This window comes from Psychrobacillus sp. FSL K6-1415 (assembly GCF_038003185.1).
Lineage (GTDB): Bacteria > Bacillota > Bacilli > Bacillales_A > Planococcaceae > Psychrobacillus > Psychrobacillus psychrodurans.
In genome coordinates, this window is sequence record NZ_JBBOOQ010000001.1 from 400605 (window position 1) to 425137 (window position 24533).

The following is a 24533-nucleotide window of genomic DNA, read 5'->3' on the forward strand; positions in this document are numbered from 1 at the left end:
ATGAATCTAAACTTCATAGTATTATTTTTACTCCTAATAATTCCTAAAATAGAATTTTTTTCAATATAACAATACATATAACACTAGAATAAAAAAATTAGCAAGTCTAAATTTTTTGATAGTTAAACAGAAAAAAATTTTTTTATTCCTGGGCAGTGTTGTTTTGCTGAATACTGACACTCAAAAAGTTTTCGATGGAAAAAGCAGCAACCCCTAATGCAGTTGATCTTGTCGATAGCTCAGAAAAATCGATTTGTAAATCATTTTGTTGAAACCATAATGCTTGTTTTGCGACTCTTTTATTTAACGGTTCCTTTAGCCATTTTTCAGAGGATGCTAATCTATTACCGATAATGACTTGCTGAGGATTAAAGATGTTAATAATATTATTAATACCAATACCTAAGTAGTCTCCAGTTTGTTCAAATAATGCAATGACCTCATCATTTCCGTGCTCAGCAAGTGTTACTAAGCCCTCTAAGTCCTGCATATCTGATGGAATATCCAACTTTTCTGCCTGTCTAGTGAGTGCTTGCTCCGAAGCATATAACTCCCAGCACCCTTCATTTCCACAGCGGCATTTAGCGCCCTCTGCTTGAATCGTCATATGACCTAGTTCACCTGAAAAGCCATTGGATCCTTTGTACAAAGAACCACTAAGTATTAGACCAACTCCAATACCAATTCCAGCGCTCACGTAGATAACATTTTCAAAGTCTTTTCCGGCACCGAAATTTTTTTCACCGTATGCACCTGCATTGGCTTCATTTTCTATAATGATTGGAACGTTATATCTTTCTTCAAGAACTTCTTTCAGGTTTATATTACGCCAGTTTAAATTAGGAGCTAACAGAATGTTATCATCCTTATCCACAATACCTGGTACCCCAACACCAATTCCAATAACTCCGTGTGGGCATTCAGGTGTGGACTTAAGAAGGTATTCTATTGTTTCAAATAACTTAGTCTCAATCTCTTCATAAGATAGATTCTTAAATGTTATTTGCTTCTCTGTGTGAATATTTCCGTTAAGGTCTGTGAGCACTCCGAGTAAATAGTTAACTCCTAAATCTATTCCGATAGAGTAGCCTGCGTTTTCATTGAACAGTAACATAACTGGTCTTCTTCCGCCGCTAGATTCACCTGGACCGGATTCATAGATAAGATGTTCCTCAAGTAAATCATTTACCAAAGAAGACACAGTTCCTTTATTTAATCCAACTTGGCTTGCAACAGAGGCTCTGGAGATAGGGGAGTTGTATTTTATTTTATCTAGAACTAGCGATTTGTTCCCTTTTTTTACAACATGATGATTCCATGTTTGGTTGGCGCTTAGTTTCATCCTTCTTCAGCTCTTTCTATCTTTTTTCATCATTCTATCATATAAACGAAGAATAAAAAAACTTTGTTTATCCACTAGACTAACATAGTTTTATTTGCTACAATGAAACCGCATACAATATTCAGAATATTGTTGTAAAAATAATTGGGGTGGGGGAAATAAGAATGAAAATCAACAAAATGATTAAAGTTCTATTATTTGCTTCTGTATTTTATTTATTGGCAGGCTGTTCAGATTCAAGTGAATCATCATCAAGTTCAAGTGGAGACAAAGAAATAAAGTTTATGCATTTATGGCCAGAAGGAAGCTCCAAGCAGCATTACGATGTTGTAAATGAAATAATAGCGGATTATGAAAAAGAACATGAAGGGGTTAAAGTGGATCTCGAAGTGTTAAGTAACGAACAATATAAAGATAAACTGAGAGTTTTATCGACATCTAAAGAACTTCCTGATGTAGGAATGACTTGGGCAGCAGGTTTCTTAGAGCCTTATGTTGGTGGTAACATGTTCGCCCCATTAGACGATGTTATTGGAGATCAACTAAGTGATAGCTTTGTACCGGGAACTGCAGAAGCATATGCATTAGATGGTAAGACATACGGTTTACCATTAGAGTTGAACATTGTAACTCTTTACTATAATAAAGCGATGTTTGATGAACAAGGTTTAGAAGCACCAAAAACTTTTGAAGAATTAGAGAATGTAATAAAAGTATTCAAAGAAGATGGAATTGATCCAATTGCATTAGGAAATAAAGATGCTTGGACAGGATCACTTTGGTATATGTATCTAGCGGACCGCCTTGGTGGGGCTGAAGTTCTAAATAAGGCAATCGATCGCTCAGGTTCTTTCGAAGATCCTGCATTAGTAGAAGCGGCGCAAAAGGTTCAAGACCTTGTAGATATGGGTGCATTTGTTAATGGATTTAACGGATTAGCAGATGAGGAAGCAAAAAGTATGTTCATGAGTGAGCAAGTGCCAATGTATCTAATCGCAACTTGGGATTTGCCAAACTATACAACGAATGAAACTGTACCGCAGGAATTTAGAGACTCCGTTGAATACCTGAAGTTCCCTACAGTAGGTGGTAACGGGGATATGAATAGTTTTGTTGGTGGTCCTGGAGTTGGACTTTTCGTAGCTGAGGATTCTAAAGTAAAAGAAGAAGCGAAAGATTTTGCAGCATACTTTGTTAAGCAATGGGGAGAAAAAGCAGTTACACAAGCTGGCGTAATCCCTGCTACTAAAGTGGATGCTGATTCATTAGATCTTCCGGAAATGTATATTGATATTTTAAATGAATTAAATGAAGCAAGTAATATTACGCTATTTGCGGATGTTCAAATGAGTCCAGATGTAGCACAAGTACATTTAGACTCGATTCAAGCTCTATTTGGAAAAGAAATGACTCCTGAAGAATTTGCAAAAGCACATGAGGATGCCCTTTCAAAATAGAATGAACGAGTCAATTTCATAATTAACTTATTATAAAGTAGACTTCGTTGATTGAAGCCGTGCCCACGGAAAGTATCCGTCTGAAGTGGAAACCAACATTATTCAGACTTTGGATTAAAAAGAAATTTCTAAAAACGAGGGTTATCCTGCCTAGTTGGATAGCCCTTCTCTACCTGGTAAGGAAGGAGTTGACTGTTTTGAACAAGGTAATGTCTAACAAACTGTTAATAGCTTTATATATTTCTCCTGCACTGTTGTTAGTTCTGGTGTTAGTATTCATTCCGCTAATTCTATCAGGGTATTATGGCTTAATGGAGTGGGATGGAATAGGGGATAAAACATTCATTGGATTAGAGAATTATATAAATGGTCTGCAAGATATGAAGTTTTGGAGTAGTGCCTATCATTCGTTTTTACTGGCGATATTCTCAACATTGAGTTTAGGCATTTATTTGACCATATCTTTCATCTTGGCATCCAAGATAAAAGGATCGGATTTGTTGAGAAAGATATATTTAATACCGATGCTATTGTCCTCTGTTGCGATTGCACAGCTTTGGATTAAAGTGTATAACCCATCGAATGGTATTTTAAATGTGTTTCTTAAACAAATAGGAGTGGAAAATCCTCCTGCTTGGTTGGCAGATCCATCTTTAGTTTTATTTGCAATTTTCATCCCAATTTTGTGGCAATATGCGGGCTTTTATATTTTGATTTACTATGCTGCATTAAAGAATATTCCGGAGTCATTAATCGAAGCGGCGAGAATCGATGGTGCTTCTGCATTTCAAATTGCTACGAAGATTAAGTTGCCTTTGATCAAGGAAGTAGTAAGTGTGACGGTCGTCCTAGCAATAGTTGGATCGTTAAAATATTTTGATTTAATATATGTGATGACCTCTGGTGGACCGAATGGTGCAAGTGAAGTAATGGCATCCTATATGTATAAGTTAGCATTTTCCAGCTATAACTTTGGGTACGGAAGTGCAATTGGATTCCTGCTTTTAATCATTACATTAATCGTAACCTTTATCGTTCGTAAATTAACTACACCAAAAGAGAGAATAGAATATTAAGGAGGTTTGTATATGAAGCGTGTAGGCTACTTTTTTCTATATTTTAGTCTATTGGTTGTAGCATTGTTTCAAATCGTCCCGCTAATATGGTTATTCATCTTCTCATTAAAAGATAATCGAGAAATATTTGCGGGTTCACCATTTGCATTACCTTCGGAGTTTAGATGGGAAAACTATCTAAAAGTGTGGGATGGAGGTATAGGAGTTTACTTCTTTAATAGTGTTTGGATCACGGCACTAGCGATAGTGTTAACCGTACTTTTTGCAAGTATGGCAACATTTGCGATAACTCGAATGAGATGGAAGTTAAGTGGGGCAGTTCTTAGCCTGTTCATCATAGGGCTTATGATTCCTATCCATTCAGCACTAATTCCTCTATACAGTATGTTTTTAAGTGTAAATTTAATAGATAATCCGCTGGGAGTTGTTATTACATATACAGCCTATAATCTACCAATTACGATGATGATTTTGCTTGGTTTCTATTACACGCTACCGAGGGAAATAGAGGAAGCAGCCGTTATAGATGGTTGCTCAGTGAATCGAATGTTTTTCCAAGTTATTCTACCTATGACAGTGCCAGTAATGTCAACTACTGTAGTCATTAATATGATTTATAACTGGAATGAGTTTGTGTTCGTTAATACATTTATAAGCTCTGAGAAATACAAAACATTAACAGTAGGTATCCAAAATTTCATCGGTCAATATATGACGGATTGGGGTGCAATAGGGGCAACTCTTATCATAAGTGTACTACCAATCATTATTGCTTTTATCTTCTTTAGTAATAAAGTAGTGGAAGGTATTTCTGCAAGTGCTGTAAAAGGGTAAGAAGAAAAATCATGTGCCTATGTAAGCTCTGAATCCTAAAGAGACTTGAAGGGATAGGCACAGGAATTAGACAACAAGAAAATAGCTTCACGCTATGGGAAATTATATTTCATTGCTCATTTTTAATGCTTCTTGCTTTTCGCTGACTTTCTGAAATGCATGTAAACTAAACCTCATCGATATAAAAGCGTATACACTTCCGCCAAATATGAATCCGATTGCAGGGAGAAGGCTTATTAAGTAGAAAAACGGTAATAGGCTTAGGAAAATTAGTAGAGTTGTAATTGGATTTATAAGCATGATAAAAAATGAATTTTTGATAACTTGTCCTAACTTTAAGTTGAAGTGTACAAAAGAAGGAAAAAGATAAAATAGGAACATGATGAATATTAACATAAAAGAAAACAATGGCAGGTAAGTCCAAGTTAACAAATTGCTATCAGTAGATTGTATGTAAAAAAGATCCAATACTATTATAACTGTAATTAGCGTGACTATGACTCCTAACAAGTTGCTTTTAACGAATTCATCTCGGTAACATTTCCAAAAGGTGCTAAACAATGGTATATCTGTTTCACCTTTCAACCATTCTCTCACTATGGCAAACATCGAAATAGTTGAAGGGAAAAACCCGAAAATCACACCGCCGAGTATCGTAAATAAAATCCATAGCAAGTTTAAATAGGCAAATCTCGTAATCCATTCGGCAATATTATATATAAAACTACTTGTTGCATTCATAGAGAACCGTCCTTTGTTATCAATTTATTTGCAAGAGTTTAATAATTATTAATAGCATACACTTTTTATTTACAATAATACAACTTTGTTCGTATGATTAACAAACTAATTAAACAATCTAATTTCACACAAAAACCGTTGGTGATTAGTGTAGATAAAATTCAGGAGGTAAAAATAATGGTCTATTTCCAAAATGTCGAGAAAGTTAAATTTGAAGGTGCAACTTCTAAAAATCCTTATGCGTTTAAATTTTATAATCCAGAAGAGAAAATTGGCGGTAAAACGATGGAAGAAATTTTAAGGTACGCTGTTTCTTACTGGCATACGTTTACGATGGATGGATCGGACCCTTTCGGAGCAGGAAGTATGAACCGCCCTTGGGATAAATTTAGTGGGTTGGATTTAGCAAAAGCGCGAGTAGAGGCATCGTTTGAGTTTTATGAAAAGATGGATGTCCCGTTCTTCTGCTTCCATGATATCGATATTGCACCGGAAGGAAGTAATCTTAAAGAAAGTAATCATAACTTAGACGTGATTGTTAGCATGATAAAGGATTATATGAAAAAAAGTAAAGCAAAATTGCTTTGGAATACGGCGAATAACTTTACGCACCCTCGCTTTGTTCATGGCGCAGCAACTTCAAGTAATGCAGATGTTTTTGCATACTCTGCTGCTAAAGTGAAAAAAGGATTAGAAATTGGTAAGGAGCTTGGCGCACAAAATTACGTTTTCTGGGGTGGACGCGAAGGCTATGATACTTTACTAAATACAAATATGAAACTAGAGTTGGATAACTTATCTCGCTTTTATCATATGGCTGTAGACTATGCTAAAGAAATTGAATTTGATGCACAATTCTTAATCGAACCAAAACCCAAAGAACCTTCTACTCACCAATATGATTATGATGTTGCAACTGCCCATGCATTTTTACAAAGCTACGGCTTAGAAAATTCATTTAAATTTAATATCGAAGCAAACCATGCAACACTTGCTGGTCACACATTTGAGCATGAGCTACATTATGCTCGTATTAATAAAATGTTAGGTTCCGTTGATGCGAACCAAGGTAACCCACTTTTAGGCTGGGATACAGATGAGTTCCCAACAGATTTATGGACTACAACTCTTGCAATGTATGAAATTTTGCAAAACGGTGGACTAGGCAGGGGAGGTTTAAACTTTGATGCGAAAGTTAGAAGAGCATCATTTGAACCGGAGGATCTATTCCATGCACATATTGCTGGAATGGATGCTTTTGCAGTAGGTTTGCGAGTTGCACAAAACTTGATAGATGATAAAGTGCTTGAAAATGTTGTAGATGAACGCTACAAAACGTATAAAGAAGGTATCGGACTAGATATTGTTGAAGGCAAAACAGATTTCCATAAGCTAGAGGCGTATGCTTTGGGACTTCAAGATATTAAACAGACTTCTGGACGTTTGGAGCAAATCAAGGCGACAATCAATCAGTATTTATTGCAATCATTTAGTAAATAATTTGAATGCATTTGGTAGGAGAGCTGAGCTATGAAATATGTTATTGGTGTAGATTTAGGAACGAGCGCTGTGAAAATATTGCTAGTTAATAAAAATGGGGAAGTTGTTCGAAGTGTATCTAAATCCTATCCTTTAATACAGGAGAAAACGGGCTATAGTGAACAAAACCCCGAGCACTGGGTGGACCAAACGCTATTGGGATTAAAAGAACTGTTGAAGGATTTTGAAGGCGATGTAGCGAATATTGAAGGGATGAGTTTTTCAGGACAAATGCATGGCCTTGTTCTATTAGATAAGAAAAATGATGTTTTACGTCCTGCAATTCTCTGGAATGATACACGCACTACAGCTCAGTGTCAGCAAATTTATGATGTGATAGGTGAGGATAGACTGCTTGAAATAACAAAAAATCCTGCTTTAGAGGGTTTTACATTACCCAAAATATTATGGGTCAAAGAACATGAACCACAAATATTTGAGCAGGCAAAGACATTTGTACTCCCGAAGGACTATTTACGATACAGGCTCACAGGCCAGCTTCATATGGAGTATTCGGACGCTGCAGGAACACTTATATTGGATGTTAGTAGGAAAGAATGGAGCACACCTATATGTGCGTCATTGGATATCGAACCTAGTCTGTGTCCACCATTGTTAAATTCGCATGACGAAGTTGGTACTATTTCTTTAAGTGTTGCACAAGCTACCGGTCTTTCAGCAACAACTCGTGTGTTTGCAGGTGGTGCGGATAATGCTTGTGGTGCAATTGGCTCAGGAATTTTAGAGGATGGAAAAACACTTTGTAGCATAGGAACATCTGGTGTTGTACTATCGTATGAAGCAAACCCGGATAAGGATTTTGAGGGGAAGGTTCATTATTTTAATCACGCAGCATCAGAATCCTTTTACACAATGGGTGTAACACTTGCCGCAGGTCATAGTTTGACTTGGTTTAAAGAGGTTTTTGCAAGTGAAGAGTCGTTCCAGGAATTATTATCTGGGGTAGGGAATGTTCCGATAGGGTCACATGGGTTGCTGTTTACCCCTTATCTAGTAGGTGAAAGAACCCCGCATGCAGATGCAATTATTCGTGCTAGTTTCATCGGAATGGATAGTTCGCATCAGCGTAAAGACTTTGTTCGTGCTGTTTTAGAGGGAATAACATTCTCCTTGCATGAATCTATTGAAATTTTTCGGAAAAATGGAAAGTTGATAGATACAATTGTATCTATTGGCGGCGGTGCACAAAATGATGATTGGCTTCAAATGCAAGCAGACATTTTCGATGCAAAAATTGTTCGATTATCTAGCGAACAGGGACCAGGAATGGGAGCAGCGATGCTGGCGGCTTATGGATGTCAATGGTTTGATTCATTAAAAGGTTGTGCAGATGAATTTTTAAAGGAAGATAAACAGTTTAATCCTATTGAAGCAAATGTGGAAAAGTATAAGAAGTTATTTCCTATTTATCAAGAAGTCTACAGCCAAACGAAGAATCTAAATAAAGCACTTTTGGAATTCCGTAAGTAAGAATGATGAAGAGTCTCAACTAAATAGTTGGGGCTCTTATTTACAAAAGGGAGGGGTAGTATGATGAATTATCGTCAAATTGGTAGTACGGATTTACAGGTAAGTGAGCTAAGCTTTGGTACTTGGGCGATAGGTGGAGCATGGGGAAAGACAAATGACGAGGAATCATTAAAAGCACTAGATTATGCAATTGGTAACGGGGTAAACTTTTTCGATACTGCGGATGTATATGGTGATGGGCATAGCGAAGAGCTTTTAGCTAAAGCAACACAAGGAAAGCATGCAGATATCCATATTGCTACAAAATTTTGTAGAGCAGCTGATGTGCATGATCCTCATACATATTCCATGGGAAGTGTAACTAAATACTGTGAGGATAGCTTAAGACGACTTGGGAGAGAGCAAATTGATTTGTTTCAAATTCACTGTCCGCCTCTAGAAATTTTAAAGGATGGTCAAGTATTTGATGTACTTGATCGGTTAAAGGAGCAAGGGAAAATTCGCTATTACGGTGTCAGTGTAGAGACAGTTGAGGAAGGATTACTATGTTTGGAGCAGCCTAACGTTCGTAGCCTTCAAGTAATTTTCAACATCTTCCGACAAAAGCCGTTGGATGAGTTATTTCCTAAAGCAAAGGAAAAGGGTGTTGGGATTCTTGCGCGAGTTCCACTTGCTAGTGGACTGCTGACTGGAAAATTTAATGTAGATAGCAAGTTTGAATCAGACGATCATCGTAACTTTAACCAAAGTGGAGAAGCGTTTAATGTTGGTGAAACCTTTGCGGGACTAGGATTAGAAAAAGGCGTGGAATTAGCAGGCAAGCTAAAATGGATCGCGGAAGGTAGAGATAATATGACCCGCGCTGCATTGAAGTGGATATTGGAGCATGATGAAATTTCATGTGTCATACCAGGCTTTAAAACAGTTGTTCAAGTAAAGGATAACTTGCAAGCAGTGAATGTAAGTTCATATAAAGCAGAAGAAATGCAGAAACTAGCTAAATTTTATAAAGAAGAAGTCCACAGGGAAATTAAAGGAGTTTATTAGTAACTTTCTGTGTGAATGAAACGAGTTATTGAATTTTAAAAGTAAAGGTGGATGATTGGATGAAAAACATTCGTTGGGGAGTATTAAGTACGGCAAATATCGCACAGCAACAACTAATACCTGCAATTTCCAGAGCAAGTAATGCAGAGCTAGTAGCAATTTCGAGTCGTGGAAGTCAAGTGCATCCAGTAGCCTCTAAATTAGGTATTACTAAAGCCTATGAAAGCTATGAAGAGCTTCTAAACGATTCAGAAATAGAAGCTGTTTACATTCCGCTTCCTAATCATTTACATAAGGAATGGGTATTTAAAGCAGCTAAGCAAGGAAAGCACATACTCTGCGAAAAGCCAGTTGCGCTAACAGCCCGAGAAGCTGAAGAAATGGTAGAAGTATGTAGTGAAAACAACGTTAAGTTCATGGAAGCCTTCATGTATCAGTTACACCCGCAGCATCAGCGAGTGAAAGAAATAATTTCCTCAGGCGAAATTGGGGATATTAAGCTTATCAAATCAAGTCATTCCTTTTACTTACAATCACGTGTTGATAAATTTAGAATGGACAAAGCGATGGGTGGTGGGGCTCTTTATGACGTTGGTTGTTATAGCATTCATGTAATTCGCTATTTGTTAGATTCAGAACCGGTTTCCGTGCAATGTTTTGCGGAATTAGACCCTGAAACAGGTGTAGATACGAGTACATTTGGATATTTAAACATGGGTAGAAACGTGCGGGCTATATTTGACTGTAGCTTTGATATGACTGGAAGGAATGAGTATGAAGTAATAGGTACAAAAGGCACAATCAAAGTACCTTTTGCCTTCCGACCAGATAACAATGGAGGAGTAGGAAAAGTTATTACACAAGTAGCAAATATGGTTCGTGAAGAGAGTGTATACGGGGATTTATACCGACTTGAAGTGGAGCATTTTTCAGATGTCATACAAACAAATGGTGATCCAGAAATTACAGGGACTTCTACTATTAATAATATGCGAGTAATAGAAGCTTGTTATCAATCTATTCAAACTGGAGAACTCGCAGTGATAAAGTAGCATAAGAGAGGGTTGAATTGGTGAGTGTTAGTGCAAGAGAAGCTATTTGGATTTATAGATGATCGACCCGTTACATTATTTACAGTAAGAAATAAAAACGGTTTTGAAGTATCCTGCATGAATTATGGTTGCGTAATTACGGAAATTTTAGCATCTGATCGAAGGGGACAATATGAAAATGTAGTATTAGGATACGATACATTAGAGGATTACGGTCGAAATGCCAAGTATTTAGGAGCGGTTGTAGGTAGAGTTGCTGGTCGTATTAAGGGAGGTTCCTTCCGTTTAGGAGAGGATGTCTACAATATTCCCATGAATGAGAATAACAACCATTTACATGGAGGTCCTAAAGGATTCAGTCATGTATTATGGAATTCTACTATACTGGAAGGTGACCACGAAACAACAATCGAGTTTACTTATTTAAGCCGAGATCGGGAAGAGGGTTACCCCGGAAACCTGGAAATGAAAGTAGCTTATACAATTCTACATGATGAAGATACGTTATCTATTACATACTCGGGTATTTCCGATAAGGACACATTATTAAATGTAACGAACCATTCGTATTTTAATCTTAGTGGAAATCTGAAAAAGGATGTATTAGAACATGAACTAATGATTGATAGTCCTGCTTATTTGGAGTTGAATGAGGAGTTTATTCCAACTGGAAATTTAGTTCCAGTAGAGAATTCTGTATTCGATTTTCGAGAGAGTCGTAAAATTGCTGATGGAGCAACTTCTGTTCATCCCCAAAATGTATTAGTAGGCAACGGTTATGATCATCCATTTTTATTGAAAGAAAACGAATCTAGTGTAATGGTATTAACGGATGAGGCAAGTGGTCGGCAACTGGTAGTAGAAACGACAGAATCTGCCGTTGTTCTCTATACAGGTAATAACTTGGGCAACTCTGAAATAATGAGAGGAGAACAACTAAGGGATTATTTAGGTATATGCTTAGAAACACAAGGTCCACCTGATTCCATCCATCATCCTCATTTTCCTTCGTCCATCCTACAAGAAGGAAAAGTGTATAAATCAACAACTACTTATTCTTTTGGGGTTACCATGATTGAATGATAATAAAAATGCCGAGAGAAGTATATAGACACTTCTTCCGGCATTTTTCTATTAAAATTGAATTTCATCCGGGTCAGGACCCATGCGAACGTTAGTAGCCAAAGTGGCAATTGCTTCCATATCCTCAGATGATAACTCGAAGTCAAAGACATCAAAATTCTCTTTAATGCGAGTAGGAGTAATCGATTTTGGCAAAGCAACTCTACCTAACTGTAAATGCCAGCGAAGTACTATTTGTGATGGAGACTTCCCGTGCTTTTCAGCTAGCTGGTGGAATAAATCAAAATCCAAGAACTTCCCTTGCATTAGTGGGCTCCAAGCCTCTACATGAATACCTTTTTTGGATAAATAATTCACATAGTCGTGCTGTGGTAATTGCGGGTGTAGCTCGATCTGATTGACCATAGGAGTCATCAATCCAGCTGCTTCTAATTGTTCCAAGTGATGTTCTTTAAAATTGGATACGCCAATTGCTTTTATCTTTCCTTCATTGTACAGCTCAATAAGTGCACGCCACGCTTCTACAATACCATCAACTGGCCAATGGATTAAACATAAATCTAAATAATCAGTTTTTAGGCGGTTAAGAGATTCTTGGAATGCTTCTTTTGTACGGCCGGCACGAATATCATCGTTCCAGATTTTTGAAGTTAGGAAGATGTCCTCACGTGCAACACCAGAAGAAGTAATTCCTTTTGCGACTCCTTCTTCGTTTCCATAAGTAGCAGCAGTATCAATATGACGATAACCGACTCGCAAAGCCTCTTCTACAGCAGTGGGAGCTTCTGTTTCGTTGTCAACTTGCCACACCCCAAAACCAATTTGAGGGATTTTCAAACCATTGCTAAGTGTAATAAATTCCATATTTATCTCTCCTCTCGAAAATTTAATATTACCATTTGCACTACTTAGTTTCCATTAGAAGTGCTTCAAACTCCAAACCTCTGTCTATATCCACATTTTCTGCACATTTCTTCGACTGCTTCTCTTCTTGTAAATCCATCATACAAATTATTTGCCCGTTCACTCTCAATAATGTCTGAGAAAGAATTATTATGGATATTACCTAAGTTAATAACGCCTTCACCATCTAGACAACATGGTACGACGGTTCCATCTACGAGAATAGCCGCTTGGTTGCGAAGAGCATGGCAAAAGCCTTTTCCATCATCCTCTGGTGCAAGTAAACTTGGCCATTGAAACTCATGATCCTGGTTCAAGTAGACATTATGAGCGATTTTAATCCCTTTACCAGGTTGTACTTTTTCTTCAATTTTAAAATCTAGATTATATTCTTTTTCAAGTATTTCCAATGTTTCTCGATTTCTCCGTTGTGCAACTTCTGAAACTTGATCCCTCTGTAAGTTCCATAATCGGTAGGAAATAATAACATTGTGTTCCTTGGCTTCTCGTACAAAATCCAGAATATCTCCTAAATATTTCTCGCGATTTTCTGATCCTTCATGTCCATCGAAACTATGTAAAGAGAAATTGATTTGACGAAGTGCTGGTTTGCCCAATAGTTTATGTCTATTTTTATTGATAAGGGTACCATTAGTTGTAATATTAACTTTAAAACCCTTGGCATGACTAGCATCCAATAATTGATCCACCCGTGGATGTAAAAGTGGCTCACCTTTTACATGGAGGTAAATATATTTTGTATGTGGTCGAATCTCATCTAATGTTTTATTAAATGCATCTAGTTTGAGGATATTTTTTGCTCTACTTGTCGGTGGACAGAAGCTGCAAGCAAGATTACAAACGCTAGTAATTTCAATATACATTTTCTTAAAGGTTTTCAAGGTATGTTCTCCATTCCATTTCTTATTACTCTCATTTTATCAGAATATCTCCTATTGTTGATTAGATTTTGAATATAAAAAAACACCCACAAATGGCAACTGACCAATTGGGGTGTAATAAAATTATAGGTCTATAATTTCATCATAACCGACCATTCTATCCATATGACTAGCGATCATAGCTATAATAGTGCTAGCTTCATCTTTTTTAAAAGTAAATGTACTTTCGTCTTCAAGCTCTTCATCATCTGTCCAAATACGACTCACTCTACGGAGAACACCATCACCATTAGCGCTGTCTACACCGAACTGATAAGTTACTTCCATTTCATCATCAATTAGAAATGCAGTGACTTCAGGAGTTTCCCATTCCACATCAATTTCTTCGACTGTGATTTCGTCAGTGTCATCTTCAACGTCGTCATCATCATTATCGTCCAAATAATACAGTTCACTATCACTATCGTCCGTAAGAAACTCGTGAAAACTTTCGTGAACAGCTTCTACAATATCAGTTATATCATCCAATATTATTCTGGTAGGCTGTAGAAGTTCAACATCAAAGCTTTCTACATAGAACTCTTCATTATAAGGATCAAACAGAATGGTACAAAAATAGTCTCGTTCCTCGTCTTCTGTACTAACAAAAAATTCAATTCTTGGATGTTTAGAAGCACGGTTAATATTCATATGACCGACTTGGTCATAATCTTCACAAATCGAATTCAAGTGATCCTGTAGCTCCTCTGTTACTCTGTCAAACCATTCCGTAGTAATAGTCATTACCGCCCTTCATCATTTTCTCCTTCTATCTTGTCCCAACTAAAAAATATTATTCCAGAGAATGAAAGAAATTAAGTACGACCGAATAATTTTAAAAAGATAGGAGACGATAAAATGTGTATGACAAAAAAATAAGAGGAGGAATTGAAGTGACTCATAATAATAAACCAAACCCAGATGATCGTTCAGATAATGCAAAAAAACTAAAAAAAATGGTAAAAAACACAATCGATAATATGGAAGCTGCTGAAGAAACAATGGAACACACTATTGGAAACAATCGGGAAGCCATTAGAGAGAAAAACGAACGTCGAAAAGAAAGTATTGAAGGTTTCCGAAGAGAAATTCTAGACGAAGCAGAAAATCGAAAGAAATAATCAAAAAAAGACCTATTGATTTTTGATCAATAGGTCTTTTAACATTATGAAGCGGGTGAAGAGAATCGAACTCTCATCATCAGCTTGGAAGGCTGAGGTTTTACCACTAAACTACACCCGCATATATGGTGGCTCAGGACGGAATCGAACCGCCGACACAAGGATTTTCAGTCCTTTGCTCTACCGACTGAGCTACTGAGCCAATTCAGTTTGCACTAAGCTGCACATCTCTTCGTCAACTTCATTCGTTCAGTCAGTCACGTACTTTAGTACGTTCCTTCTTTCACTCATTTGTTTCCTCGACCTGTTTGCTTATTCCAAACTTCTAATCGATTTGTGCTAAGCTGCGAATCTCTTTGTCAGCTTGCTTATCCTAAATCTCACAAAATAATAAATGGCGGTCCCGACCGGGATCGAACCGGCGATCTCCTGCGTGACAGGCAGGCATGTTAACCGCTACACCACGGGACCATTTGGTTGCGGGGACAGGATTTGAACCTGCGACCTTCGGGTTATGAGCCCGACGAGCTACCACTGCTCCACCCCGCGACGTTAAAATACTTACAAACACCATGATACTGCGCTCAAAAAAAGTAGGACACCTGCTTCGGCTTCGCCTGCATCGGTGTTAATCGTCATCTTCGTTTGACGATTTGCTCCACCCGCGACAATAAGAAATTTATAACTACCAACAAAAAAATAAAAATGGAGGAGGAAGAGGGATTCGAACCCCCGCGCGGTATGACCCGCCTGTCGGTTTTCAAGACCGATCCCTTCAGCCGGACTTGGGTATTCCTCCAAAGTTAAATGATAGATTCGATATAATCCAAATCATTTGCGACTTTTATATTATATAGCATTATCGACCAGAAAGGCAATCTTTTTTTGTGAAAAAAATAATTTAGTTTTAAAACGGCAGTCTTTGGGAGATTCTTTGTGATTTTAAAGCCGGAAAATCGACTTTCTCTTTATTTCACAAACTTAAACATACACTTCTCTTTTTGGGACAACCTAAGGAAAAGTAATTTGAGGTGATGGAAATGATTATAGAAAAGTCATCGGAATGGGCAGAGGGTTTGATCAAACGGTTGGAAAATGTTGAGCCATGGGATAATTGGACCCTTTATAATATGAGCTATGAAATTGTAAAAAACAATTTAATCACTGAGTTTACAGGCCTTCAATCTCCTAAGTATTTGACTAATTTGAAACCACTCGAACATCAATTGAATGTTGCAGAAACGGTTATCGAAAGAATGAATGGAAAAGCAATTTTGGCCGATGAGGTGGGACTTGGTAAAACAATTGAAGCAGGTTTGATATTGAAAGAATATCTTGTTCGTGGATTGGTAAAGAAGGCTTTAATATTGGCTCCGGCCTCTCTTATCAATCAATGGGTGGAAGAGCTGCATTATAAATTTTATATACCAGCTGTGCCTTATAAGAAAAATACTCCATTAGAACATTGTGAAGTTGTCGTTTTAAGTATGGATACTGCGAAAAAAAGTCCTCATAGAGAGCTCATCTTTGCACAGGATTATGACATGATTATTATTGATGAGGCACATAAGTTAAAAAATCACAAAACCAAAATTTACGAATTTGTGCAGAGTTTAAAGAAGAAGTTTTGCTTACTTTTAACTGCTACGCCTGTTCAAAATGATGTTTTTGAACTATTTAATCTCATTTCTCTATTAAAACCTGGGCATCTCGGAAACTACGAGGCATTTCAGTCGGCATTTTCTGCTAGCAAACATGATTTAGAGCATGATGATTACTTGAAAGAATTAGTAAACCAGGTGATGGTTCGAAACCGTAGACAAGATACAGGGATAGAATGGACGAATCGCCAAGTAAATATTATTCCGATACAGTTTTCCAACGAAGAAAAAGAAGTGTATGAAATGATAGTGAACCTCAAAAATATCTCTCCTATATTTTCAGGAGCATTTTCGATGATTACACTTCAAAAGGAAATGTGTAGTAGTAAGGAAGCTACATTTCTTACTTTAAATAAAATGCGGCAAAATTGTTCAAATCCCGAGGAAAATGCTTCTGTAGAAAATGTTATGCAAAGGTTGATGGCATTAGAGACAAACTCAAAAGCAGAAAAAGCATATGAAATAATTTCACAAGCAAAGGATAAAGTAATCATTTTTACAGAATATAAAGCAAGTCAAGCTTACTTACAGTGGTATTTGCATACAAAAGGTATTACAAGTGTGCTTTTTAATGGGAAATTCAATAAAAATAAACGAGATTATATGAAGCATTTATTCAAAGAACACGCCCAAGTATTGATAGCTACCGAATCTGGTGGGGAAGGGATTAACCTTCAATTTTGTCATCATGTGATCAATTACGATTTACCGTGGAACCCGATGAAGTTAGAACAACGTATAGGACGTGTGCACCGGCTTGGCCAAGAACATGATGTTCATATATATAATTTGGCAATTGATAATACCATTGAAATAGATATTTTGCAGCTGCTCTACAAAAAAATTGATGTTTTTGAAAAGGTTGTAGGTGATTTAGATGATATATTGTCCGCTTTCAAGAAAACGATTTAAATTGCGACATGTAAAGGAGGATATATATGTATCCGCAACAGGTTCAACATTATTTGCGAACTTTTTTCACTGAAAATAATTGTCAGTTTGTGAATGATACGGATCATTATCTTACCGTTCAGCTAACGATTGATATGGATAAACGAATAATGAATAGACCCTATTATTGGCAATACGTAGAAAACGTTGGCGGGGTACCTTGTCCGTCACAGCTCACATTAATAACTGACCAAACAAAATTAAAAGAGAACATTAAAGGAGAATTGGTACATTTCGGATCACCACGACTTGGCCAACTTTTTCAAGTAACGCATGAAATGGGTACTTTTATCCAAATGTTTGAACAAGTGGAGGAATCGAACAAACGTCCAATTTTAACTCCGTGGCTAGTGGTGAATTATAAAGTTTCATATTACAGTAACCAAACGAAAGAAATGCTCCATTCACTTGGTCTTAATCTAATGAATGGCAGTATCATAAAGGACTTTCATGCTTCTTTAAGCGAGATAAATATCGCTCCCGAAATGCCATCTAATGCTTTTCTATTACCTTTTGTTATAAAACCAATTCGTGGTTTAGAACGGTTAGATGGAGTAGTTGAAAATTTCATTCAGAATGATGATCATTCATGGGCAGAACAAGCGGAAAAAAGGTGGCAACGTGATATACGAGTATTAGAATTTTTCTATGAAGGTGTAGAAGAAAAACCCGAGAGCTACGAAATGGAGAAAACAGCATTACAACAACAGTATGAAGCAAGAATAAAGATAGAAATTATAAACGGAGGTCTATTTTATTTAAAATAGTCCGCTCTAAAAAACCCATCTTGAATTTTTATTCAAGATGGGTTTCAATGTTATATGCTTACGCTTTATGAGAAAAATAAAGCGGCAGAAGTAGACGGTTAATACTAATCTATTTAGAGTTAGCTGCCTATCAGCGGTTTACCAGTAACTGACTTGCTAAAGTATATGAAATTTTCTGTGTTTATGATTTCAAAAACTTTAGAAGTTATTCATTATTAACCTCGAGAGTGGACTTTTTCTCCTTGAACCCAAATTTCTCGTATATTTTCAGGTCGTATAAGATACATCATTTTTTGAAAAGCATCCTGTAAGTCATCATTAGAATCATAAAGAGGGAGGTTAGTTGTGTCGATTACTTGTACATCCCAAATATAATTTTCAGCTAAACGACCAATAGGCAGGCTAAGACTGTCACCTCCACCTACAGTAGCGAGGTAGAAGGCTTCGTTGACCGTGACACGTGACCCAGGAACTCCACGTTCATCTGCTGGTAGTTTTGTATTCACTCCATCCTCTAGCATTCTAGAGGAAATTACCGATTGTTTTATATTATCGTAAAGACTCGGAGAAAAACCTCCTGATATATCTGTCCCTAACCCGATTTCTACACCCTTTGAATGGAAGTGTGCGATTGGGATGACACTATTGGCAAAGTAGGCATTGGAAATAGGGCAATGAGCTATTGCAGTTCCTGTTTCAACAAATAAATCAGCATCCTCGTCATTTATAAAATTACAGTGTGCCATACGGATTTATCACTTAACAAACCAAAATCATTTAAAGCAAACGCATCGTTTTTCTGAAACCGATCCTGGACGTATTTATGCTCCCAATCACTTTCACTACAGTGAGACTGTATGTGCGTATTATATTTAGCTGCAAGATTTCCTAATCCTTGTAATGCCTCATTAGTACAACTTGGTATAAAACGAGGAGTTACAACTGGATATACTCCTTGCTTAGAAGTCTCACCTAATTCTTTGACGGCTAGTATAAATTCTTCTGTATCGGATAAAGCAGTATTTGTATCAGTATCTCGATAGAAGTCTGGATTTTCTTCGGGATTATCCATAACTACTTTTCCAACGAGTCCACGTTGGCCTTTTTCTGCGCATATTTGTGCGAGTAATATACTTGCTTCTTTATGCACTGTTGCAAAATAAAGAACCGTCGTTGTTCCATTTGCTAGAAGGGTACTGACAACATCGTTGTACACTTTTTGGGCGAAATCTAAATCCGAGAACTTAGATTCAATTGGAAATGTATATGTATTTAACCAATCATTTAGTGGAATATCCAGCGCTGTTCCTGCCTGCGCCCATTGTGGAGCATGAACGTGTAAATCGACAAATCCAGGCAGAAAATATTGATGATTCTCTAACTGATGGAAATTTTCTTTTCCTTTATAGGAATTAACTAAATTTTGGTATTCTGAATGTTCGGGAGCAATAATTTTATCGATCATTCCATCTGCATTCACAAAGAAAAGATTATTTTTTAATATTTGTACTTCTGTTGGGGATTTGCTCGTAAAAGCTGTCCCTAGAAAAATCTGTGTATAATCTCTCATACAATTCCCACCTCATTTAAATAAGTTTATTGTACCAAAGTAATGGATTAATTACCTTTAGTTTAGCCATGCGATAGGCTATGCAAATACTTCTTGTTGGATACTACTTTCTTAATTGAGTGAAAGGTGGCGACTTCAGCGGGATAAGCGAGAAAGTCAAATATGTTAATACTTTCTCATTCAAAAAATGCCCCACCGTTATGGTGAGGCATTTTTAATAAAAGTCTAAGAACCGAACATTAAGTCATTCAGTGAAAAATTCATCTGAAATAATGGCAACCATCAGCATTATCTTTAAAAAAACACAGAAAAGTATCTGTGCTTTCATCAATCGTATAAAGTATCCTGTATAGAGCCATCTTCCTCATAAATAGTTAATATTCCGTTTTGTTCATTTACATATGGTTTTGCTTTTTGAAGTAGTTCTTCTTTCGTTTCCTCTACTATTATGGCACGTTTACCGTCTGCTTTCATGAGGACCCAGTCAGTTTCACGAGAAATAACTTCGTATGTGACACGTTCCTCTCCATCACCATGTATTGCTTTTCTTGCCTGAGAAGTAGCGATAGAAATCGCTCGTCCCTCCTCATAATCATCTTCTAACAATGCATTGGCAATTTCAATGGCTTTCTCCCTTACATCTGCATCTAAGTTTTTCATTGAATCAGGATAATCGTTTTTATTCCATGGCATACTAACGCCTCCTTAGCATCCGTTTTCCCGTTTCTTGGGGTCTGAAACGTAAATGAATCATTAAAAGCTTTTTTGGACATTCTATATGATGAAAGGAGGGAGGAAGCTTGGGATATCAAGCAAGCTCTAAAATACATATTAACTTACTTATTATTGTTATCATCGTATTAATATGGTCAGCTATTAACCCATTAGATTATCTAGATTGGCTAGCGGAAGTAAGTCCCGGATTGGTTATTATTATCATACTGACCTTAACCTATAGGAAGTTCCGATTTACAACATTGTCGTACTTTATTATAGCCTTTTTGTGTATTCTAACATTTATAGGAGGTCATTTTACATATTCTGAGGTTCCGCTGTTCAATTGGATCAAGGAAGAGTTTGATTTAAAACGGAATCATTATGACCGTATGGGTCACTTTTTTAAAGGTTTCTCCGCAATTGTAGTAAGAGAGTTATTACTACGCCTTACACCATTATCAAAAGGAGCTTGGTTGTTTGGGATCACGACAAGCATCATCTTATCCATTGCAGCATTATACGAAATAATTGAGTGGTTAAGTACCAAGATTTCGAAAGGTGGCAAAGCTGCTAAAGACTTTGTAGGTATGCAGGGTGATCAATGGGATGCTCAATGGGATATGGCGTTAGCCTTCACAGGTTGTTTAATCGCTTTACTAATCTTATCGAAATGGCAAAATAAGTTACTAAAAAGGTAATGTTACAAATGTTGCAACGTGTCGAATTTTGTCACTTAAATGATATTTTCTTCTAATGATATTGCAATGGTTCTGTCATATGTAGGTGGTATGATGAATCTCGTTAGTGAAAAGGAGGAAATTCATTTTATGAAAAAACACATTATTGCACTAACCGCAATTGCAACACTATCAGTAGGAGCGGCAGGACAAGCGTCTGCATCAAGTGTTCATACGGTAGAAAAAGGAGATACACTTTGGTCTATTTCTCAAGCAGAGAATGTTAGTGTACAGGACTTACAGCAATGGAACAATCTTAATTCAACTATTATATTTCCATCTCAACAATTAAAAGTAGAGGAAGCTCTAGAAACTTATGTTGTTGTTTCAGGAGATACATTATCTAGTATCGCAAAAAAACATAATATGACTATAGAACAATTAATGACTAGTAATCAGCTAACTAGTGATTTAATCATACCTGGAGAAAAATTAGTGTTGGAAGAATCGAATGTTATACAGCCTAAGGTAAGTGCAGCTACGACCACTTCAGCTACTTCAAAAGCTCCAACTTCGGAGACAAAAGCAACTGCTTCTGTTGAGAAAGAGTTAACGATGACTTCAACAGCTTATACAGCGTCATGCGCAGGTTGTTCGGGGATTACAGCTACTGGTATTAACTTAAAGGCAAATCCAAATCAAAAAGTTATATCTGTTGATCCAAATGTAATTCCACTAGGTTCTCGAGTATGGGTAGAAGGCTATGGAGAAGCAATCGCTGGTGATACTGGCGGTAGTATAAAAGGAAATAAAATAGATATTTTCATCCCGTCTAAACAAGCAGCGATCAATTGGGGACATAAAACAGTGAAAGTTAAAATCTTAAATTAATCCGTATCAATAAATGTAGAGACCAAGCGAGTATATTCGCTTGGTCTCTCTTAATTTCGTTAATATATATCTTCATAAGCGTTGATCTATTAAGGTTACGAAGATATAAATTAGAAAGTAAATTCACTACCCATTATGCAGGGAAGTCTATCAAGGAAATACGACGACAATCAGCAACTACTAATCCGCCGAACTCTTCTCTAAAATATGCAAGATGCGTATCTTCTTCAAAGTTTATAAAACGAAATACGGACTCACTGAAACCATCCACTACGATTTCGTTTACACGTTGATTTGGAGAGAGCGTTGCTAATAAACCACAAATACCTTCTTCTCTTCTTTGGTTCATGTTTATTCACCTCCTTTAAAAGATTCTCCTCGTACTGGAGGAGATACTATAATATATTAATTTTGAATCTCAGAGTCTAAGTTAATATCCTAATAGTGGAAAATAAATTTGTAGAGAGGGTTGTACACTGAGATTAGCAAGTAAAAGAAGTTTATAAAGTAGTGAGTCTCCAATTTAAAATAATGTTAGAATCGGAATAATAAAAAAGTTGATCATGACTGAAGTCATAACCAACTTTTTATATACTCTTATTCCCAATGAATGCCTTCTATTTTTTCGATATCGATGGAGATAGTTTGAGTACCACTTGCAAAGAAAGCAATTCCCGTATTTTGATTGACTAAAACTAGTTTTTCTACGGGAATTGCTACACCACTTAAAATAACTTGTTTGATGGGAGAGTCTGGGGGGAGCTTGGATAGATGTCTACCTATATTTCCTTTAGCATATAATATTTTTTCGATAGATGCTTTTACTTCAGTTAATGTGTCGTTATGTCTTACTTCAGTCTCTTTTATGTTCCCTAAGCTATCGGTTACTTTTTTAAGTTGCCGATTTTGATTATCGGATAGTTGAAGCAAAAAACCTTGCTGTCTATTAAGGCTATCTTGTAAGTAATTGTATATGTCATCCTGCTGTGTTATTTGAAGTTTGATTTCCTCAAATATTAATTCATCCATTTCCTCGGAAAGTTCCTGTTTTTCACTCAGACAGTTATTGAAATCGTTTTGTTCTTTAAACTGATTTACGATTAAGTCAAACTGATTATTTTGAGTTTCTGACAACTCAATTAAAATTTCTTTTTGTCTGTTAAATTGTTCGTTTAATAGATTAAATATTTCTGCCTGGTGATCAATCTTAGATAGGATGTCATTGGACAAAATGGTGTTATTGTGTATTAAATCATCTTGTTTACCGGAATATATTTTGTGCAAGAGGTTCTGTTCTTTTAAGTTTTTCGATACGATAGTAAAAAAGCGCTTTTGTTCTTCTATTACATTTTGTATTATTTCCCTTTGCGTATCAAATTGTTTTCCATGTTGGCCTAATTGAGCATTGATGTTGTCGAAAGAACTGTTTTGTTTAATGGCAAAGTTATTAAGAAAATTTCGTTGCCTATTTACACTTCCTTGTAATTTGGTTAATGCTCTCTCTAAATTTTTTGTTCGTTTATTAGTTACATCGTTAAATTCAGATTGGTTATCCAAATGTACATGGATTACTTGAAGTGTTTGCCCTACTTTTTGTAATTGGGACTTGGATTCTTTGGAGGTTTGTGCAAAATTGAGCAGTATCTTTTTTATATTTCCATAATCATATCTATGATTATTATTTAACTTGTTAAGGATTATGTTTTGGTCACGTATATCTTTTAAAATTGTGTTGCAGGATTGGTCCAGCTGAGAAACACAGTTCATAAGATGATTATTTACGGAAGTTTGTTTTTCTAGAAACTCTAAATGGGGATTGTTGTAAAAATGATCTTGGTTGTTATTCTTTTCCAAGGCAGCGGAAACTAAATGGACCTTCGATTCTTTCACTTCTCCATACTCCTTTTACACAGAAAGTCATTATGCCTTATTTTATGAACGTTATTGTTATTTGTGATGAATAAAGTTGTTGTTAAAATAAACATATAAAAAAGGTGGTAATTCCATGTTGTATTCAGGTATTCCAACACTATCGGTTCCTATGGTGCGAGTCATTACGGTAACTGGTAGTGGGGTGGTAGAGGTCTCACCAAACTATGTTCAACTTCAAGTAGAAGTAAGGACAGAAGGGGAAGAGGTACAACAAACACAGGCTGAAAATGCGGAAATCATGAGCCGCGTTATTCAGTCTTTGTTGGCTTTAAATATCCCGAGGGAAAATATACAAACAGCGGCTTTTAATGTTTTTCCTCAATATGATTATATAGAAGGAAAACAGTTATTTAGAGGATATGAGGTGACGAATGCTATTACGGTTAAAATAGACGATGTTGGAAAAGCTGGTATAGTAATCGATACTGCGGTGGCGAATGGTGCCAATAGTATATCGTCAATTCAATTTGGACTAGATAATCCAGAGCTTGTTTATCAACAGGCACTTCAGCGGTCTCTACATGATGCGCAAGTTAAAGCACAAACCATTGCGCAAACGATGAAGCTCACACTACATCCACAACCGATCTCCATCGTGGAGGAGCAACAACAAAGTGGACCAGAGCGTTATAAAACGTTTTCTATGGCTAGTTCACAGGCGGGAACACCGATTGAGCAAGGGGAAATTTCTATAACTGCAACCGTTACTGTAAAGTACCAATATTAAAATAACGGACGTT

At 36.6% G+C, this 24533-nt stretch carries 22 protein-coding genes, 5 tRNA genes and 1 pseudogene; 14 read left to right on the top strand and 14 right to left on the bottom strand.

Annotated elements, in window-relative coordinates; translation table 11 throughout:
• Positions 1–142 precede the first annotated feature (142 nt).
• Entirely contained in the window at positions 143–1342 is a 1200-nt protein-coding gene (locus MKY60_RS01975) for an ROK family protein (protein WP_241597565.1), read from the bottom strand.
• 164 nt (positions 1343–1506) lie between these two features.
• Here MKY60_RS01975 and MKY60_RS01980 point away from each other — a divergent pair, with 164 nt between their 5' ends.
• The 3 genes from MKY60_RS01980 to MKY60_RS01990 all read left to right on the top strand — a co-directional run bounded on the left by MKY60_RS01980 (position 1507) and on the right by MKY60_RS01990 (position 4709).
• On the top strand, positions 1507–2799 hold the full coding sequence (locus MKY60_RS01980; RefSeq protein WP_241597563.1) for an extracellular solute-binding protein: 1293 nt from the start codon (positions 1507–1509) through the stop codon (positions 2797–2799).
• A gap of 197 nt (positions 2800–2996) precedes the next feature.
• Positions 2997–3875 carry a carbohydrate ABC transporter permease gene (locus tag MKY60_RS01985; RefSeq protein WP_090565012.1) on the top strand — a complete coding sequence of 293 codons (879 nt, stop codon included), beginning with the start codon at positions 2997–2999 and terminating at the stop codon, positions 3873–3875.
• A gap of 12 nt (positions 3876–3887) precedes the next feature.
• A complete protein-coding gene (locus MKY60_RS01990) occupies positions 3888–4709 on the top strand; it encodes a carbohydrate ABC transporter permease (protein WP_090565010.1) in 822 nt (273 codons plus the stop codon).
• Positions 4710–4811: 102 nt separating this feature from the next.
• Here the strand turns inward: MKY60_RS01990 and MKY60_RS01995 are convergent, their stop codons facing one another.
• Positions 4812–5450, bottom strand: coding sequence for a YesL family protein (locus MKY60_RS01995; RefSeq protein ID WP_241597561.1), 639 nt, complete (start codon positions 5448–5450; stop codon positions 4812–4814).
• Positions 5451–5627: 177 nt separating this feature from the next.
• Here MKY60_RS01995 and xylA point away from each other — a divergent pair, with 177 nt between their 5' ends.
• The 5 genes from xylA to MKY60_RS02020 all read left to right on the top strand — a co-directional run bounded on the left by xylA (position 5628) and on the right by MKY60_RS02020 (position 11662).
• On the top strand, positions 5628–6950 hold the full coding sequence (xylA, locus tag MKY60_RS02000; RefSeq protein ID WP_241597559.1) for a xylose isomerase: 1323 nt from the start codon (positions 5628–5630) through the stop codon (positions 6948–6950).
• Between the two features lie 30 nt (positions 6951–6980).
• Positions 6981–8480 (top strand): xylulokinase, encoded by a 1500-nt coding sequence (gene xylB, locus MKY60_RS02005; RefSeq protein ID WP_241597558.1) that lies wholly within the window; start codon positions 6981–6983, stop codon positions 8478–8480.
• 63 nt (positions 8481–8543) lie between these two features.
• Entirely contained in the window at positions 8544–9527 is a 984-nt protein-coding gene (locus tag MKY60_RS02010) for an aldo/keto reductase (RefSeq protein ID WP_241597555.1), read from the top strand.
• 59 nt (positions 9528–9586) lie between these two features.
• The gene (locus tag MKY60_RS02015) at positions 9587–10579 is read left to right on the top strand and encodes a Gfo/Idh/MocA family protein (RefSeq protein WP_340928411.1); all 993 of its coding nucleotides are present in this window, start codon (positions 9587–9589) and stop codon (positions 10577–10579) included.
• A gap of 24 nt (positions 10580–10603) precedes the next feature.
• Entirely contained in the window at positions 10604–11662 is a 1059-nt protein-coding gene (locus MKY60_RS02020; protein ID WP_340928413.1) for an aldose epimerase family protein, read from the top strand.
• Between the two features lie 51 nt (positions 11663–11713).
• On the opposite strand, the gene MKY60_RS02025 is transcribed toward MKY60_RS02020, so the two are convergent.
• From MKY60_RS02025 to MKY60_RS02035, 3 genes are all read right to left on the bottom strand, one after another.
• Positions 11714–12526: an aldo/keto reductase gene (locus MKY60_RS02025; RefSeq protein WP_241597546.1), complete on the bottom strand. Its 813-nt coding sequence runs from the start codon at positions 12524–12526 to the stop codon at positions 11714–11716.
• Positions 12527–12591: 65 nt separating this feature from the next.
• Complete coding sequence (locus MKY60_RS02030; RefSeq protein WP_090564995.1) at positions 12592–13467, bottom strand: radical SAM/SPASM domain-containing protein; 876 nt, start codon at positions 13465–13467, stop codon at positions 12592–12594.
• Between the two features lie 123 nt (positions 13468–13590).
• Positions 13591–14244: a hypothetical protein gene (locus MKY60_RS02035; RefSeq protein ID WP_093494118.1), complete on the bottom strand. Its 654-nt coding sequence runs from the start codon at positions 14242–14244 to the stop codon at positions 13591–13593.
• A 155-nt stretch (positions 14245–14399) separates the two neighbouring features.
• Between MKY60_RS02035 and tlp the strand changes: the two genes are divergently transcribed.
• On the top strand, positions 14400–14627 hold the full coding sequence (gene tlp, locus MKY60_RS02040) for a small acid-soluble spore protein Tlp (RefSeq protein WP_338106489.1): 228 nt from the start codon (positions 14400–14402) through the stop codon (positions 14625–14627).
• 50 nt (positions 14628–14677) lie between these two features.
• Here tlp and MKY60_RS02045 read toward each other — a convergent pair.
• The 5 genes from MKY60_RS02045 to MKY60_RS02065 all read right to left on the bottom strand — a co-directional run bounded on the left by MKY60_RS02045 (position 14678) and on the right by MKY60_RS02065 (position 15426).
• Positions 14678–14748, bottom strand: a tRNA-Gly gene (locus MKY60_RS02045).
• 5 nt (positions 14749–14753) lie between these two features.
• Positions 14754–14829: transfer RNA gene (locus MKY60_RS02050), tRNA-Phe, on the bottom strand.
• A 193-nt stretch (positions 14830–15022) separates the two neighbouring features.
• A tRNA-Asp gene (locus MKY60_RS02055) sits at positions 15023–15098 on the bottom strand.
• A gap of 3 nt (positions 15099–15101) precedes the next feature.
• Positions 15102–15176: transfer RNA gene (locus MKY60_RS02060), tRNA-Met, on the bottom strand.
• A 157-nt stretch (positions 15177–15333) separates the two neighbouring features.
• Positions 15334–15426, bottom strand: a tRNA-Ser gene (locus tag MKY60_RS02065).
• Between the two features lie 235 nt (positions 15427–15661).
• On the opposite strand from MKY60_RS02065, the gene MKY60_RS02070 reads away from it, so the two are divergent.
• Both MKY60_RS02070 and MKY60_RS02075 read left to right on the top strand, forming a co-directional pair.
• Positions 15662–17200, top strand: a complete 1539-nt coding sequence (locus MKY60_RS02070; protein ID WP_420877788.1) for a DEAD/DEAH box helicase — start codon at positions 15662–15664, stop codon at positions 17198–17200.
• Between the two features lie 26 nt (positions 17201–17226).
• The gene (locus MKY60_RS02075) at positions 17227–18006 is read left to right on the top strand and encodes a YqhG family protein (RefSeq protein ID WP_241597539.1); all 780 of its coding nucleotides are present in this window, start codon (positions 17227–17229) and stop codon (positions 18004–18006) included.
• A 215-nt stretch (positions 18007–18221) separates the two neighbouring features.
• Here MKY60_RS02075 and guaD read toward each other — a convergent pair.
• Both guaD and MKY60_RS02085 read right to left on the bottom strand, forming a co-directional pair.
• A pseudogene (gene guaD, locus MKY60_RS02080) lies at positions 18222–19576 on the bottom strand (guanine deaminase).
• Positions 19577–19903: 327 nt separating this feature from the next.
• Entirely contained in the window at positions 19904–20269 is a 366-nt protein-coding gene (locus MKY60_RS02085; RefSeq protein ID WP_093493424.1) for a DUF2188 domain-containing protein, read from the bottom strand.
• A 107-nt stretch (positions 20270–20376) separates the two neighbouring features.
• On the opposite strand from MKY60_RS02085, the gene MKY60_RS02090 reads away from it, so the two are divergent.
• Complete coding sequence (locus MKY60_RS02090) at positions 20377–20991, top strand: DUF2238 domain-containing protein (protein ID WP_093493426.1); 615 nt, start codon at positions 20377–20379, stop codon at positions 20989–20991.
• Positions 20992–21120: 129 nt separating this feature from the next.
• On the top strand, positions 21121–21861 hold the full coding sequence (locus MKY60_RS02095) for a LysM peptidoglycan-binding domain-containing protein (protein WP_241597534.1): 741 nt from the start codon (positions 21121–21123) through the stop codon (positions 21859–21861).
• 133 nt (positions 21862–21994) lie between these two features.
• Here the strand turns inward: MKY60_RS02095 and MKY60_RS02100 are convergent, their stop codons facing one another.
• Both MKY60_RS02100 and MKY60_RS02105 read right to left on the bottom strand, forming a co-directional pair.
• A complete protein-coding gene (locus tag MKY60_RS02100) occupies positions 21995–22210 on the bottom strand; it encodes a hypothetical protein (protein WP_093493428.1) in 216 nt (71 codons plus the stop codon).
• Between the two features lie 248 nt (positions 22211–22458).
• Positions 22459–23751: a hypothetical protein gene (locus MKY60_RS02105; protein ID WP_241597532.1), complete on the bottom strand. Its 1293-nt coding sequence runs from the start codon at positions 23749–23751 to the stop codon at positions 22459–22461.
• Between the two features lie 115 nt (positions 23752–23866).
• Between MKY60_RS02105 and MKY60_RS02110 the strand changes: the two genes are divergently transcribed.
• Positions 23867–24520 (top strand): SIMPL domain-containing protein, encoded by a 654-nt coding sequence (locus MKY60_RS02110; RefSeq protein ID WP_241597515.1) that lies wholly within the window; start codon positions 23867–23869, stop codon positions 24518–24520.
• Positions 24521–24533: the final 13 nt, after the last annotated feature.